This is a genomic window from Streptomyces shinuiensis, assembly GCF_043660855.1.
Taxonomy (GTDB): domain Bacteria; phylum Actinomycetota; class Actinomycetes; order Streptomycetales; family Streptomycetaceae; genus Streptomyces.
Window position 1 is genome coordinate 1,988,906 of record NZ_JBIHML010000001.1, and the last position, 13,751, is coordinate 2,002,656.

Sequence of the window (13,751 nt, forward strand, 5' to 3'; positions counted from 1 at the left end):
CGCCCCGCGTCCGGTGCCGCCGGACACGGGGCGCCGTGCTCAGCCGGCGGCGCGCGGGACACGGGCGCAGCAGTCCGCCAGGTGGTCGTCGACCAGGCCGCACGCCTGCATCAGGGCGTAGGCCGTGGTGGGACCGGTGAAGCGGAAGCCGCGCTTCTTCAGCGTTTTGGACAGCGCCGTGGACTCCGGTGTGATCGCGGGCACCTCGGCGAGCGTGCGCGGCGCGGGGCGGCCGACCCGGTCGGGGGCGTGGGACCACACCAGGGCGTCCAGCTCGCCCGGCTCCCACCGGGCCGCGACCTTCGCGTTGGCGATGGTCGCGTCGATCTTGGCGCGGTTGCGGATGATGCCCGGATCGGCGAGCAGCCGTTCCCGGTCGGCATCGGTGAACCGCGCCACCCGGTCGATCCGGAAGCCCGCGAACGCCGCCCGGAAGCCCTCCCGCCGGCGCAGGATGGTCAGCCAGGACAGCCCGGACTGGAACGCCTCCAGGGACAGCCGCTCGAACAGCGCGTCGTCGCCGTGCACCGGGCGGCCCCACTCGGTGTCGTGGTAGGCGGTGTAGTCCTCGGTGGACAGGCCCCACGGGCAGCGCAGCCGCCCGTCCGGGCCGGGGAGCGCCGCGCCCTCGGCGGTCACCGCGGCTCCCCCGAGCCGCCGGAGTCGCCGGAGTCGCCGGAGTCGCCGGAGTCGCCGCCGGGAGCCGTGCCGGGGCGGCCCCCGGGGCCGCCTCCGGGCTCGCCGAACATGCCGGGCCCGCCCAGCGCGGCCGCCTGCGTGCCCGCCAGCGACGCCTCCAGCTCGGCGATCCGGGCGTCGCGCTCGGCCAGTTCGGCGCCGAGCCGGTCCAGCACGTCGTCCACCTCCTCCATCCGGTAGCCCCGTACGGCCTGCGGCAGCCGCAGCGCGTCCAGGTCGGAGCGGTTCAGGGGGCGGTCGGGCGGCAGCCAGGCCTCGGTCCGGTCCGGCAGGGCGTCGGCGAGTCCGCCCGTCGCGGTGCGGCCCGGTCCGTCACCGCCTCCCGCCACGGCCAGCGCGACCGCGGCGACCACCACGACCAACGCGATCAGCAGAAACCAGAACACGCCATCTCCCCGGGTCCGACACGCCAAACGGCAGGTACGAGTCTGCTGTGATCGTGCCACGGCGGGACGGCTAGTGTCGGCTGCGGGGCACTGTGCGGTGCCGGGGGACCGCGGGAGGAGAGGACAGCGGATGCTGCGGCTGGGACGGCGTGAGTTCGGCGAGCACGAGACGGTGGTCATGGCCATCGTGAACCGGACGCCGGACTCCTTCTACGACAGGGGCGCCACCTTCCGCGACGGACCGGCCCTGGACCGGGTCGAGCAGGCGGTCTCGGAGGGCGCCGCCATCATCGACATAGGGGGTGTGAAGGCCGGTCCCGGCGAGGAGGTCTCCGCCGAGGAGGAGGTGCGGCGCACGGCGGGTTTCGTCTCCGAGGTACGGCGGCGCTGGCCGGACGTGGTGATCAGCGTGGACACCTGGCGGCACGAGGTGGGCGAGGCGGTCTGCGAGGCGGGCGCGGACCTGCTCAACGACGCCTGGGGCGGCGTGGATCCGAAGCTGGCCGAGGTGGCGGCGCGGTACGGCGCCGGGCTGGTGTGCACCCACACCGGCGGCGCCGCGCCGCGCACCCGCCCGCACCGGGTGGCCTACGACGACGTCATGGCCGACGTGCTGCGCCGCACGGTCGCGCTCGCCGGACGCGCGGTCGCGGCCGGAGTGCGGCGGGACGCGGTGCTGATCGACCCCGGCCACGACTTCGGCAAGAACACCCGCCACTCGCTGGAGGTCACCCGGCGGCTGGAGGAGATGGTGGCCACCGGATGGCCGGTGCTGGTGTCGCTGTCCAACAAGGACTTCGTCGGGGAGACCCTGGACCGGCCCGTCAAGGAGCGGCTGACCGGGACCCTGGCCACGACCGCGGTCTCCGCCTGGCTGGGCGCGCGGGTCTACCGCGTCCACGAGGTGGCCGAGACCCGGCAGGTGCTCGACATGGTGGCCTCCATCGCGGGTCTGCGCCCGCCGGCCGTGACCCGCCGCGGCCTGGCCTGAGCGGCGTTTCCGGCCGGGCGGGCCGGCACGGCCGGTGGGCTCGGGCCAGGCGGGCGGGACCGGGCGGACCGGTCAGTCCGGGTCCTCCGCCCGGAACCCGTCCCCAGGGACGCCCTTGCCGGAGGTCTCCTTGGTGACCAGCGCGATCGCCTCGTCCACGTCGTCGGTGAGGTGGAAGAGCTCCATGTCGTGCGCGCCGATCTTCCCGCTGGGCACGACGGTGGCGCGCAGCCAGTCCACCAGCCCCCGCCAGTAGTCCGTGCCGAACAGCACGATCGGGAAGCGGGTGACCTTCCGCGTCTGGACCAGGGTCATCGCCTCGAACAGCTCGTCCATCGTGCCCATGCCGCCCGGCAGGACGACGAAGCCGCTGGCGTACTTCACGAACATGGTCTTGCGCACGAAGAAGTAGCGGAAGTTGACGCCGATGTCGACGTACTGGTTCATCCCCTGCTCGAAGGGCAGTTCGATACCCAGGCCGACCGAGGTGCCGCCCGCCTCCCTGGCGCCCTTGTTGGCCGCCTCCATCGCCCCCGGACCGCCGCCGGTGATCACCGCGAAGCCGGCCTCCACCAGCGCCCGCCCGATTCGCACCCCGGCCTCGTACTCGGGTGAGCCCTCGGGCGTGCGCGCCGAGCCGAAGACGCTGATGGCGGGGCCGATCTCGGTCAGGGTGCCGAAGCCCTCGACGAACTCCGACTGGATGCGCATGACCCGCCACGGGTCCTGGTGCAGCCAGTCCGAGGGACCGGCGGTGTCCAGCAGACGCTGGTCGGTGGTGCTGTGCTGCACCTGGCCGTGACGGCGCACCACCGGTCCGAGGCGCTGCTCCCGCAGTGCGTCCCCCTGCTCGAACTCCTCCGCACTGGCCATGCCGTACTCCCTTGTCGACGCCGACGTACAGGCCGTCAGGGTACGCAGGTCCGGATCACGCGGAGCGCAACTTCCCCGGACGCACCGGCGGCCACCGGATGTCGCGGGGCCCGCACCGGCGGTGCGGGCCCCGCGGATCGGCCGATACCCGGCGGGTCAGGCGGTAAGCCAGGTGCGCAGCCGCTCCTCGCAGTGCCCGATCAGCGCGGTCTCGACCCTCTCGTCGCGCCTGTGCGCCAGATTCGGGTCCCCGGGGCCGTAGTTGACGGCGGGTACACCCAGCGCGCTGAACCGGGAGACGTCGGTCCAGCCGTACTTCGGCCGCACCTCGCCGCCGACCGCCTCGACGAAGGCCGCCGCGGCGGGGTGCGTCAGGCCGGGCCGCGCCGGGCCGGAGCTGTCCTCCAGCTCGAACTCCGCCACACCGCAGTCGGCGAAAACCTCTCGCACGTGGGCGAACGCCTCCTCCTCGGTGAGGTCGGGCGCGTAGCGGTAGTTGACGGTCACGGTGCACTCGTCGGGGATGACGTTGCCCGCGACCCCGCCGGTGATGCCCACGGCGCCGAGGCCCTCGCGGAACTCCAGACCGTCGACCACCGGCCGCCTGGGCTCGTACGCGGCCAGCCGGGCCAGGATCGGCGCGGCGGCGTGGATGGCGTTGGCGCCCTTCCAGCTCCGCGCCGAGTGGGCGCGCTGTCCGGCGGTGCGCAGCCCGACCCGCAGGGTGCCCTGGCAGCCGCCCTCGACCTGCCCCTCGGAGGGCTCCAGCAGTACCGCGAAGTCCCCGGCAAGCCAGTCGGGACGGGCACTCGCCAGGTGGCCGAGGCCGTTGAGGTGGGCCGCGACCTCCTCGTTGTCGTAGAAGACGAAGGTCAGGTCGCGGTTCGGCTCGGGCACGGTGGCGGCGATTCTGAGCTGGACGGCGACCCCGGCCTTCATGTCGGAGGTACCGCAGCCCCACAGCACGCCGTCCTCCAGCCGCGAAGGCACGTTGCCGGCGATCGGCACGGTGTCGATGTGCCCGGCGAGGACGACCCGTTCGGCCCGGCCGAGTCCGGTACGGGCGACGACGTTGTTGCCGTACCGGTCCACGCGCAGGTGCGGCAGGGGGCGCAGCGCGGTCTCGATCGCGTCCGCGAGCGGTTTCTCGGCGCCGCTGACCGAGGGGATGTCGACCAGCCGCGCGGTCAGCGACGCCGCGTCCAGAGTCAGGTCCAGGCCCTCCTCGGGGACGGCTCCTGGGGTTTCGGGGACACTCTCCATGCGGCCGACCCTACCTGGCGTCCGTCCGTGGGATCCGCGTCACGTCCGGGTCCCGGAGACGGCGGGCCCGGTACCTTTGTCGCGTGTCCGAGCGAGCTTCAACTCCACGCCGCGGCAGGCTGCTGCGCCTGGCCGCCGCGTGCGTCGTACTGCTCGGACTCGCCGGGTACCTCCTCGTGCGCCACGATCCCGGCGGGTCCGGACCGGCACGCTGCACCGTGACCGCGGCCGGCGGCGAGCCGTACGTCATCGAACCGCGGCAGGCCGCCAGCGCCTCGACCATCCAGGCCGTCGCCTCCGCCCGCGGGCTGCCCGAGCGGGCCGTCACCATCGCCCTGGCCACGGCCATGCAGGAGTCGGCGCTGCGCAACATCGACTACGGCGACCGCGACTCCGTCGGCCTCTTCCAGCAGCGGCCCTCCCAGGGCTGGGGGACGGCGGAGCAGATCATGGACCCGGTGTACTCGGCCGGGAAGTTCTACGAGCATCTGGTGGAGATCCCGGGCTACTCCCGGCTGCCCCTGACCGTCGCCGCACAGCGGGTGCAGCGCAGCGGCTTCCCCGACGCCTACGCCAAGCACGAGTCCAGGGCGGCGCTTCTGGCCGCCGCGCTGACCGGCCGCCGGGCCGCCGCCCTGAACTGCGTACCCGCGAAGGCCGCCCCGGAGGAGACCGCCGTCGGCGACCCGGTGCGGGTGCGTGAGCGGCTGGTCCGCGAGTTCGGCGCGGACATCCTGCCGGACGCCCCCGGCGTCGACGGCGGCGGCGCCGGGCGCAGCGCGCCCGGCCCGGTGGTCTCCGTCCCCGTCCACACCCCGGCGCGCGCCGGTGAGGCGGACGCCGACCGCCGCGGCTGGGAGCTGGCGCACTGGGCCGTGGCCCACTCCCAGGAGCTGGGGATCGAGCGCGTCTCCTACGGCAAGCAGGTCTGGGAGGCCGGCCGGGCCGCCGAGGGCTGGCGCACCGCCGGGGACGACGCGGGCACCGAGGTCGTCATCGCCACCGCGCGCTGACCTCCGCCCCGGCGCCTTGCGGTGACGCGGTGCCGGGGCGGAGAGGCGCCGGAGCGCCCCTCCGCGTCACCGCACGGCGTCTCTCCCCGTCACCCGAACGGGGGTCTTAGGCCACGGCGGCCGAGCCCTCGGAAGCCGTCGGCGCGGCCGCCGGCCCGGCCCGGCGAAGTCGCGGAAAACCCGTGGCCACAGCGGTATCCGGCGCTCTCCGAAAGCCCCTCGGGGCGGCCCCGCCCCCCGCCTCCCCCGCCACCGGGGTGATCGTCGCATTGCCAATCCTTTACCCGGGCGGCCGCAACCTCCGAGCCCCCCGGCCCGATAGGCACAGCGTCCGGGGGGCGCCGCCCCGGCCGGATGCGCAACGACGCCCTCCGGGCCCGACGGCCCGCGGGAAACCTCAGCAAGCCTCTTCTCCGTCGAAGGAGCAACATGTCCCTCCCCCTCTCGCGCCGGATCGCACGGACCGCGCTGCTGGTCGCAGCGGGTGCCGCCTCCGCAGTCGGTGCGGCCGGTTCCGCGAACGCCGCCGAACTCCTGCCGTCCGCCAAGAACCTGGGCGGAGTGAGCAACCTGGACGGCGCGAACCTGGGCGACACCATCGACGACACCTCGCGCAAGGCGAGCACCCAGGTGGCCGACACCGGCAGCAAGACCGTGAAGAAGACCGTGCCGACCGCGGGCCGGACCGTCGGAGCCGCGGGCAAGACCGCCGTCCCGGCCGTGCAGAGGACCGCCGACGACACGGTGGGCACCGCCGGCTCCCTCCTCGGCGAGGCCGCCAAGCCCGCCACCGGCGGCAAGGGCAAGGCCGCCAAGGCGGGCAAGGCCGTCAAGTCCGCCAAGGGCAAGGTGCCCGCCGTCGGCAAGCAGGTGAAGGCCGACTCCGTGACCGACGGCCTGCCGGCGGTCGGCAAGCTGCCGCCGGTCGGAAAGAACCTGCCGCTGCTCTGACGCCGGCCCGGCGGCGGGGCGCACGCACCGCGGACCGGCGGGGCCCGGGGATCGCGCGATCCCCGGGCCCCGCCCGCTTCCCCGCGCGCCTCACGCGGTCAGGCGCCGCACCGCCTCCCCGACACGCTCGTCGGTTGCGGTGAAGGCGACCCGCACGAACCGCTCGCCCGCGGGACCGTAGAAGTCGCCGGGCGCCACCAGCACACCGCGCCGGGCCAGTTCCCCGACCGTGTCCCAGCAGGGCTCGTCGCGCGTCGCCCACAGGTACAGCGACGCCTCGCTGTGCTCGATCCGAAAACCGCTCGCCTCGAGCGCCGTGCGCAGCGCCGCGCGCCGTGCCGCGTAGCGCCCGCGCTGCTCGGCCACATGTGCGTCGTCCCCGAGCGCCGCCACCGTGGCGGCCTGCACCGGGGCGGGCACCATCATCCCGCCGTGCTTGCGCACCCGCAGCAGCTCCTCCAGGATCGCCTCGTCCCCGACCAGGAACGCCGCCCGGTAGCCGGCCAGGTTGGAGCGCTTGGACAGCGAGTGGACGGCGACGATGCCCTCGTGGCTGCCGCCGCAGACGTCCGGATGGAGGACGGAGACCGGTTCGGCCTCCCAGCCCAGCTCCAGGTAGCACTCGTCGCTGAAGACCAGCACCCCGTGCTCGCGCGCCCAGGCGACGGTGGCCTTCAGCTCCTCCTTGGGCAGCACCCGGCCGGTGGGGTTGGAGGGGGAGTTCAGCCACAGCAGCCGCAGGTCCCGGGGGTCCAGCTCGCGCGGCGATCCGTCGTAGGCGACCGGCTCGGCGCCCGCCAGCCTCGCCCCCACCTCGTACGTCGGGTACGCCAGCCGCGGGTACGCCACCCTGTCCCTGCCGGCGTCCCCGCCGGCGCTGCCTCCGCCGCCTCCGATGCCGAGCTGGACCGGCAGCCAGGCCACCAGCTCCTTGGAGCCGACGACCGGCAGGACGTGGGTGTGTGCCAGTCCCCGCGCGCCCAGCCGCCGCTCGCTCCAGCCGACGATCGCGTCCCGCAGCTCCGCCGTGCCCCAGACCGTCGGGTAGCCGGGGCTGTCGGCGGCTCCGGCAAGCGCCCGGCGGACCACCTCGGGCACCGGGTCGACGGGGGTGCCCACGGACAGGTCCACGATGCCGTCGGGGTGTTCGGCCGCGGTCTTCTTGTACGGCTCCAGCCGGTCCCACGGGAAGACCGGCAGGCGGGAGGACAGGGGTGGCACTTGGCTTCGCTCTCTTTCCTGGAAAAGCCCCGGTCCCGCACGGCGGCGGGGCCGTACGGGACCGGGGTCAGTGCTGCGGGTGGCGCGGGGTCACTCGTCGTGGCTCTGCGGCGGGAGCGCGGCGACGAAGGGGTGGTCGCGCTCGATCAGACCGAGCTTGCTGGCGCCGCCGGGCGAGCCCAGCTCGTCGAAGAACTCGACGTTGGCCTTGTAGTAGTCCTTCCACTCCTCCGGGACGTCGTCCTCGTAGAAGATCGCCTCGACCGGGCAGACCGGCTCACAGGCCCCGCAGTCGACGCATTCGTCCGGGTGGATGTACAAGGACCGCTGGCCCTCGTAGATGCAGTCGACGGGGCACTCCTCGATGCATGCCTTGTCCTTCAGGTCCACACAAGGCTGCGCGATGACGTAGGTCACGCTGTCGTTCCTCCTCGGTAGGGCGCGGGCAGCCGGTCCGGTTGTGGCTGAGCCGCATGGCGCGCGGGAGCGCGGCGTCGTCGATGCCCGCCTCTAGTATCTCCGTTCCCGGGCAGGAGACGAACAGGAGGGGTGACAACGATCGTGGAGTTCACCGTGGGCGGACGACTTGAGCTTCGCATCAGCGCCGACGACGTGGGGAAACGTGTCTCGGTGCGCAGTCTGACCGGATCCGCGGACGCCGGTGCCGCCTTCACCGACACGGTCGGCGTTCTCACATCCTGGAAGGACGGTGTGCTCTCCATCACACGGCGTGGCGGGCAGAGCGTGGTGATCGAGGAGTCGGCCCTGGTGGCGGGGAAGACCGTGCCCGCCGAACCCGCTCGCCGCCGCGGCCCGGCGGCGGGGGTGCGGGAGCTGGCGGAGGCGGCGGCGCGGGGCTGGCCCGCGGTGGAGACCGCCCGCCTGGGCGGATGGCTGCTGCGCGCCTCCGGCGGCTTCACCGGCCGCGCCAACTCCGTCCTTCCCATGGGCGACCCCGGCACGGACCTGGACGCGGCCCTGGCCGGGACCGTGCGCTGGTACGGCGAGCGCGGGCTGCCCGCGCTGGTCCAGGTCGCCACGGGCGCGGCCGGGGGCGACGAGCTGCTGGCCGCCGAGCTGGAGCGGCGCGGATGGACGGCCGAGCGGTTCGCGCTCCTGTGCACCGGGGCGCTCGCGCCGCTGGCCGACCGCGAGCCGGACGGCCGGGTGCGGCTGTCGCGGCGGCCGGATGCGGCCTGGCTGTCGGCGTACGGCCGCGGCGCCCCGGAGACGGCCGGTGACGCGCTCAAGGTGCTGGCCGGCGGCCCGTCGGTGTGGTTCGCCACCGTGCCGGGCAGCGACCCGCGAGGCGCACCGGCGGCCATCGGACGGTGCGTGGTGGACGGCCGGTGGGCGGGGTTCGCCGCCGTCGAGACCGCCCCGGAGCGGCGGCGCGAGGGGCTGGCCACGGCGGTGATGGCCGAGCTGGCCCGCACGGCGCTGGCGGAGGGGGCCTCGGCGGCGTACCTCCAGGTCGAGCCGGACAACACCGCCGCACGGACGATGTACGCCAGGATGGGCTTCGCCGACCACCACTCGTACCACTACCGCCGGGCGCCGCGCGGCTGAGCCGGGCAGGGAGGGCCTGATGGACAGTCCGGACACCGCGGGAGCCGACTCGGTGCAGGAGCGCTTCGCACGGGCCGCGCGGGCCGAGCGGCCCGATCTGGCGCTGCTGTGCCTGCTGATCGGCGCCGAGGCCGACCCCGCCGTACGTGCGGAGGGCGGCAAGGGCGTGGACGGCCTCGTCGACGCCGCCCAGATCGAACTGGACAGGCTGACGGGCCTGCTGCCGTACGCGCCCTCGCGCACCCCCGCGCAGTGGGCGCACGCCCTGGCCGAACTGCTCGGCGGGCGCCACGGCTTCCACGGCACGCCCGCCGACTACCGCCGGCTGGAGTCCTCGCTGCTGGGCGAGGTGCTGAGACGGCGGCGCGGGCTGCCGATCCTGCTGTCGGTGGTGTGGATGGAGGTCGCGCGCCGGGCGGGCGCGCCGGTGTACGGGGTCGCCCTGCCCGGGCACTTCGTGGTCGGCTTCGGCGATCCCCGCGGCGAACACGCCCTCGCCGACCCCTTCGCCGGCGGTCCGCCGCTGACCGGGCAGGACGTCGAACTGCTGGTGGCGAGCACGGCGGGAACGACGCTGTCGGAGGCGATGCTCCAGCCGGCCGGCCCCGTGGAGATCGTGCTGCGGGTACTGAACAACATCCGCGCGTGGGCGTCGGCCCGTCCCGAGCACACCGATGTCCACCTGTGGGCGGTGGAGCTGTCCCTGCTGCTGCCGCACCACCCGGCCCGGCTGCGCTACGAGCGGGCGCGGCTGCTGGTGGAGCGGGGCGACTTCACCGGCGGCGCGCGGGAGATGGAGGAGTACGCCGACATGGTCGCCACGATGGAGCCCAACGCCGCGGTCGTCGTGCGCCGCGAGGCGCGGGCGGCCCGCTCCCGGCTCAACTAGTGCCGCCCCGGCCAGGACTCATCCTGGCCGGGGCGGCTCCGGCGCCTGCCGGCGGCGGGCCCGCCGCCTTCTACCGCGGGTCGAGCTCGATGACACCGACCCGCTTGGCCGGGTCCGTCTGGCGGAGCGCCTCGCGCAGCGCGCCCGCGACGTCCTGGGGGGTGACCGGCGTCTTGGTCCCGTTGCCGCGGGCGATCAGGATGCCGTCGAAGGTGCTGCCGTACAGCTCCTTGAGCACCTTGAGGTCGTAGGTGTCCACGAGCTTGCCGTTCACCGGCTTCATGGACAGGAACTTCGGCAGCGACCCGGTGGGGCTGAACGGGATCGACCTGTCGCCCGCCTTCACCGTGACCAGTCCGGACATCGCCGGCTCTCCGAACTCCCGGATCGCCCGGTCGATCTCCTTCCGGTCGACCGAGGGCTGCTCGAGGGCGACCGGCAGCTCGACCGCCTCACTCCTCCCGGTGGCCACCTGCGTCCGGTAGGCGTCCTCCAGCATGCCGGCGCCCTTGTCGGCGTCGACCTGCTCGTACGGCTTGCCGGGGACACCGACGGCCTGGCCGCCGGCGAACCTCACCATCCCGTCCCGCGGCGCGCCGCCGCCGGACGATTCGGTGAGGTCCTTCAGCGCCGCCGTGAGCTTCTCCTCGTCGACCTTGAAGACCGGCTCGGCCTGCCGGTCGCCGCCGAGGAGCGATCCGATGACGGAGACGGGGTTGTAGTCCTGCCCCGAGGCGCCTCGCACGGTGTTCTCGGTGTCCAGCGACAGGCCCGCGACGCTCGGCTTGAGCGTCTTCTGCTCGCCCTCCACCTCGAGGATCAGCGGCATGCGGGCCCGCTCGCCGAGAACGGCGTCGAGCTTGTTCATCGCCTCGTCCTTGCCCGTGCCGCCGATGTCCACACCGAGCACGGTGGTGCCGTTGGGGACGTCGGCGTGATCCAGCAGCAGGCCGGCGCCGTACGCGACGCCGAGCACGCCGAAGGTGGCGACGCCGAGCAGGACCAGCTTGGAGCGCCCCCGCTTGGCGGGGGCCGGTGCGGGCGGCCGGGCGCCGTGATCGTCCGCCGGGGGGGCGGGCCGGCCGTCGTCGTCGGCCGCGGGAACCCGCGGGATACCGCTGACCAGGGTGTCGCCGAAGGCCCTGTCGTCGGTGGGACCGGGGGCCGGCGCCGCGGAAGGACCTGGGGCCACCGCCGGATCCGCCGGGAAGCCGGGCCCGTCGGCGGGGCCGCCGAGGTCGTCGAGCGCCGGCCCGCCGGTGCGCGGCGGCCCGGGCGCGGTGGCGGGACCGGAGGCCGCGGACACGGTGGGCTGCGGCCCGGTGTCGCCCGGGCCGGGCGGCGGCACGGCGCCGTCCTGCTGCCGGAACCCCGGCGGCAGCAACGGCATCCCCCCGGTGGCCGGTCCGGTGGTCGGCCCGCTGGGGCCCTCGCCCCGGGCCGGCGGCGGCGCGGCGGGGAAGCCGTGCGGCGGTGTGCCCTCCGGTCCGGACGGCGGCGTGCCGCCCGGGCGGACACCGATCGGGCCGTTGGCGTCCGCCCGGTCGGCCGAAAAGCCGTGGGGCGGGGTGTCGGTGCGCGGCCGCGGCGGCCCCGCGGGGGCCGCGGCCCCCGGGGCGGGCGCGCCGCCGGACGGGGGCTTGCGCGGGGCGAACCACGAACTGGTCTGCTTTCCGCCGCCGTTGGCCGAGGAGCCCTCCGGCCCGGCCGAACCCGGCTTCACGGGCGCCCCGTTCGGCCCCGGCGTGCCCGCCGTGAACGGCGCCGCGCCGCCCGGGATGCCCGACGGGCCGCCCGGCCCCGCCGTGTTCCCGTCGGCGCCGGACGTCTCACCGCCGGCCTCTGTCCCGCTCTCGCCACCGGCCTCGCCGACGGGCTTGCGCACGACGACCGGCGGGATGGGGCGGGAACCCGGGATGTTGATCCGGATGCGGGTGGTCAGCGTGGTCTCGGTCTTCGGCTCGCCCGGCTGCGCGGTGGGCTCGCCCGCCGGTGCGGCGTACGGCTCGCTCCCCGGCGTGTGGGCGGCACCGCCCCGCGCCTGGGGCCCGGAGGACGAACTGTCAGTTTCACGGCTCAATGCAGGATCTCCCGGTTGGATTCGCCGCCCGTCATGGTTCCGATCGGCTCGCACGAGCGGCTCGCCGGCGCCACCACCTTACTGGGGGGCCGCCGCCCGGGACCCCGGGAGTGCCGAATCACCGCCCCGGCGGACCGGGTGCGCGGATGCCGCGCCGGCATATCGCCGCGCGGATTCTCGGCCACCCGGGGGCCGGTTGTCGACCGGAGGCCGGTCGCCTCCGGCCGTTTCACCGTCCCTTCACGAGATCCGCGGGACCCGTGGTTCCCGCGGGCGGAACATGTCCGGAGGGCGCGACCGTGGCACAGATCACGGCGGCGAGCATCCCGCCCAGCAGGAAGAAGTAGGTGCCTCCCCCGGCGCCGAACACGAAGTCGCCCTCGGGCCGCGATGTGGTCAGCAGCAGCACCACCAGCATCCAGCCGGCCGCCGGAGCCGCCGCTCCCACCCTCGTGCCCGTCAGCCGCGCGCCGCCGTGGAACAGCGCCACGGACCCGCCGAGCGCCAGCAGCACCCCGAGCGGGAACCAGCCGGCCTGGACGAGAGCACCCGCGACGGCCACCGCCCCGCCCAGCACGGCCAGTACGGCGTACGCGGCGATCCGCGCCCCGCGCGCCCTCACCGCGGCCCCTCCGCGCTTCCGGCCGTCCCCACCAGTCCCTCGAAGAGGTCGCGCAGCGGCCCGCCGGGGGTACCCGTGCCCCCGGCCAGCCGGAAGTGCTCGGTGTGCAGCAGCGGCTGGCTGAGCCGGTTGGACAGGGCGAAGGACTCCGGCGGCCCGGACGGGGAGTCGGCCACCACGATCTGGGTGGCGTGGGCGCGCATCGCCGCGGCCTTGGCGGCGGCCCCGGCCTCACCGCCATCGACGACGGCGGCCACCTCCGCGTCCTCCACCACACCGGGGACGTCCCCGGCCGAGGCGAGTTCCGGGAAGGGACCGCCGCCCGCGGCACGCAGACGGGCGAAGCCCTCCTCGACCACCGAGCGCGCCGCGCAGCTCCAGTAGACGCGCCCGACCCGGTGCGGCGCCCGGTCCCGCTCCATGCGGTACGCGGGGTCGGCCGCCAGCTCCACCGCGCGCGTCGCGACCCGGTGGGCCTGGATGTGGTCGGGGTGGCCGTATCCGCCGTCCGGGTCGTAGGTGACCAGCACCTGGGGACGCACCTGGCGGATCTCCGCGACGAGGTGGGAGGCCGCCTCGTCGACGTCCGCCCGCCAGAAGCAGTCGGGGCGCTCGTTGGCCGGGGTGCCGAACATCCCCGAGTCCCGGTAGCGGCCGGGGCCGCCCAGGAAGCGGTGGTCGGCCACGCCCAGCTCCCGCATGGCGTGCCGCAGCTCGCCGATCCGGTGCGGCCCCAGCCCGTCCTCGCGGTCGGCCGCGAGATGCGCCAGGGCGGGCGGGATGATCTCGCCCTCCTCCCCCAGCGTGCAGGTCACCAGAGTGACCAGCGCACCCTCGGCGGCGTATCGGGCCATGGTGACGCCGTTGGTGATCGACTCGTCGTCGGGGTGCGCGTGGACCAGCATCAGACGGCGCACGGGAAGCTCGGTCATGAGGGCGAGCCTACGCCGCCGGTGTCAGAACTTGATGCTGCCGATCATGCCCGCGACGTTCGAGGTCAGTTCGCTGATGGTGGGAGCGATCGACGAGCTGGCCATGTAGAAGCCCAGGAGCATGCAGACCAGTGCGTGTCCGGTCTTCAGCCCTGATTTCTTGATCAGCAGGAAGACGATGATCGCCAGCAGCACCACCGCCGAAATCGAGAGTGCCACGGCGGTTCACCTCCAAGAGCGCGCGGTCGACACGGAATCAGAA

15 protein-coding genes are annotated in these 13,751 nt (G+C 74.8%); 5 read left to right on the forward strand and 10 right to left on the reverse strand.

Features of this window, described 5'->3' with window-relative positions; translation table 11 throughout:
- Window positions 1–39 precede the first annotated feature (39 nt).
- Complete coding sequence (locus ACGRHY_RS08710; RefSeq protein ID WP_394634813.1) at window positions 40–639, reverse strand: DNA-3-methyladenine glycosylase I; 600 nt, start codon at window positions 637–639, stop codon at window positions 40–42.
- The gene (locus ACGRHY_RS08715) at window positions 636–1,085 is read right to left on the reverse strand and encodes a DivIVA domain-containing protein (RefSeq protein ID WP_394634814.1); all 450 of its coding nucleotides are present in this window, start codon (window positions 1,083–1,085) and stop codon (window positions 636–638) included. Before ACGRHY_RS08715 ends, ACGRHY_RS08710 begins: the two co-directional genes overlap by 4 nt.
- 130 nt (window positions 1,086–1,215) lie before the next feature.
- On the opposite strand from ACGRHY_RS08715, the gene folP reads away from it, so the two are divergent.
- On the forward strand, window positions 1,216–2,076 hold the full coding sequence (gene folP / locus ACGRHY_RS08720; protein WP_394634815.1) for a dihydropteroate synthase: 861 nt from the start codon (window positions 1,216–1,218) through the stop codon (window positions 2,074–2,076).
- Window positions 2,077–2,148: 72 nt separating this feature from the next.
- Here folP and ACGRHY_RS08725 read toward each other — a convergent pair whose 3' ends face one another.
- Both ACGRHY_RS08725 and dapE read right to left on the reverse strand, forming a co-directional pair.
- Window positions 2,149–2,949 carry an LOG family protein gene (locus ACGRHY_RS08725; RefSeq protein ID WP_394634816.1) on the reverse strand — a complete coding sequence of 267 codons (801 nt, stop codon included), beginning with the start codon at window positions 2,947–2,949 and terminating at the stop codon, window positions 2,149–2,151.
- Window positions 2,950–3,105: 156 nt separating this feature from the next.
- Window positions 3,106–4,212 carry a succinyl-diaminopimelate desuccinylase gene (dapE, locus tag ACGRHY_RS08730; RefSeq protein WP_394634817.1) on the reverse strand — a complete coding sequence of 369 codons (1,107 nt, stop codon included), beginning with the start codon at window positions 4,210–4,212 and terminating at the stop codon, window positions 3,106–3,108.
- Between the two features lie 83 nt (window positions 4,213–4,295).
- Between dapE and ACGRHY_RS08735 the strand changes: the two genes are divergently transcribed.
- The gene (locus ACGRHY_RS08735) at window positions 4,296–5,225 is read left to right on the forward strand and encodes a VldE C-terminal domain-containing protein (protein WP_394634818.1); all 930 of its coding nucleotides are present in this window, start codon (window positions 4,296–4,298) and stop codon (window positions 5,223–5,225) included.
- 429 nt (window positions 5,226–5,654) lie between these two features.
- Window positions 5,655–6,176, forward strand: coding sequence for an ATP-binding protein (locus tag ACGRHY_RS08740; RefSeq protein WP_394634819.1), 522 nt, complete (start codon window positions 5,655–5,657; stop codon window positions 6,174–6,176).
- Between the two features lie 90 nt (window positions 6,177–6,266).
- On the opposite strand, the gene dapC is transcribed toward ACGRHY_RS08740, so the two are convergent.
- Window positions 6,267–7,397 carry a succinyldiaminopimelate transaminase gene (gene dapC, locus ACGRHY_RS08745; RefSeq protein ID WP_394634820.1) on the reverse strand — a complete coding sequence of 377 codons (1,131 nt, stop codon included), beginning with the start codon at window positions 7,395–7,397 and terminating at the stop codon, window positions 6,267–6,269.
- A 90-nt stretch (window positions 7,398–7,487) separates the two neighbouring features.
- Complete coding sequence (fdxA, locus tag ACGRHY_RS08750) at window positions 7,488–7,814, reverse strand: ferredoxin (protein WP_093661226.1); 327 nt, start codon at window positions 7,812–7,814, stop codon at window positions 7,488–7,490.
- Between the two features lie 144 nt (window positions 7,815–7,958).
- Between fdxA and ACGRHY_RS08755 the strand changes: the two genes are divergently transcribed.
- Together ACGRHY_RS08755 and ACGRHY_RS08760 are read left to right on the forward strand one after the other, a co-directional pair.
- Window positions 7,959–8,966 (forward strand): GNAT family N-acetyltransferase, encoded by a 1,008-nt coding sequence (locus tag ACGRHY_RS08755; protein ID WP_394637971.1) that lies wholly within the window; start codon window positions 7,959–7,961, stop codon window positions 8,964–8,966.
- Between the two features lie 19 nt (window positions 8,967–8,985).
- Complete coding sequence (locus ACGRHY_RS08760) at window positions 8,986–9,855, forward strand: transglutaminase family protein (protein WP_394634821.1); 870 nt, start codon at window positions 8,986–8,988, stop codon at window positions 9,853–9,855.
- Window positions 9,856–9,925: 70 nt separating this feature from the next.
- Here the strand turns inward: ACGRHY_RS08760 and ACGRHY_RS08765 are convergent, their stop codons facing one another.
- The 4 genes from ACGRHY_RS08765 to ACGRHY_RS08780 all read right to left on the reverse strand — a co-directional run bounded on the left by ACGRHY_RS08765 (window position 9,926) and on the right by ACGRHY_RS08780 (window position 13,708).
- Entirely contained in the window at window positions 9,926–11,935 is a 2,010-nt protein-coding gene (locus ACGRHY_RS08765; RefSeq protein ID WP_394634822.1) for a hypothetical protein, read from the reverse strand.
- A gap of 229 nt (window positions 11,936–12,164) precedes the next feature.
- Complete coding sequence (locus tag ACGRHY_RS08770; RefSeq protein ID WP_394634823.1) at window positions 12,165–12,557, reverse strand: DUF6113 family protein; 393 nt, start codon at window positions 12,555–12,557, stop codon at window positions 12,165–12,167.
- The gene (mshB, locus tag ACGRHY_RS08775) at window positions 12,554–13,489 is read right to left on the reverse strand and encodes an N-acetyl-1-D-myo-inositol-2-amino-2-deoxy-alpha-D-glucopyranoside deacetylase (protein ID WP_394634824.1); all 936 of its coding nucleotides are present in this window, start codon (window positions 13,487–13,489) and stop codon (window positions 12,554–12,556) included. Before mshB ends, ACGRHY_RS08770 begins: the two co-directional genes overlap by 4 nt.
- A gap of 24 nt (window positions 13,490–13,513) precedes the next feature.
- Window positions 13,514–13,708 (reverse strand): hypothetical protein, encoded by a 195-nt coding sequence (locus ACGRHY_RS08780; protein WP_093661216.1) that lies wholly within the window; start codon window positions 13,706–13,708, stop codon window positions 13,514–13,516.
- Window positions 13,709–13,751 lie beyond the last annotated feature (43 nt).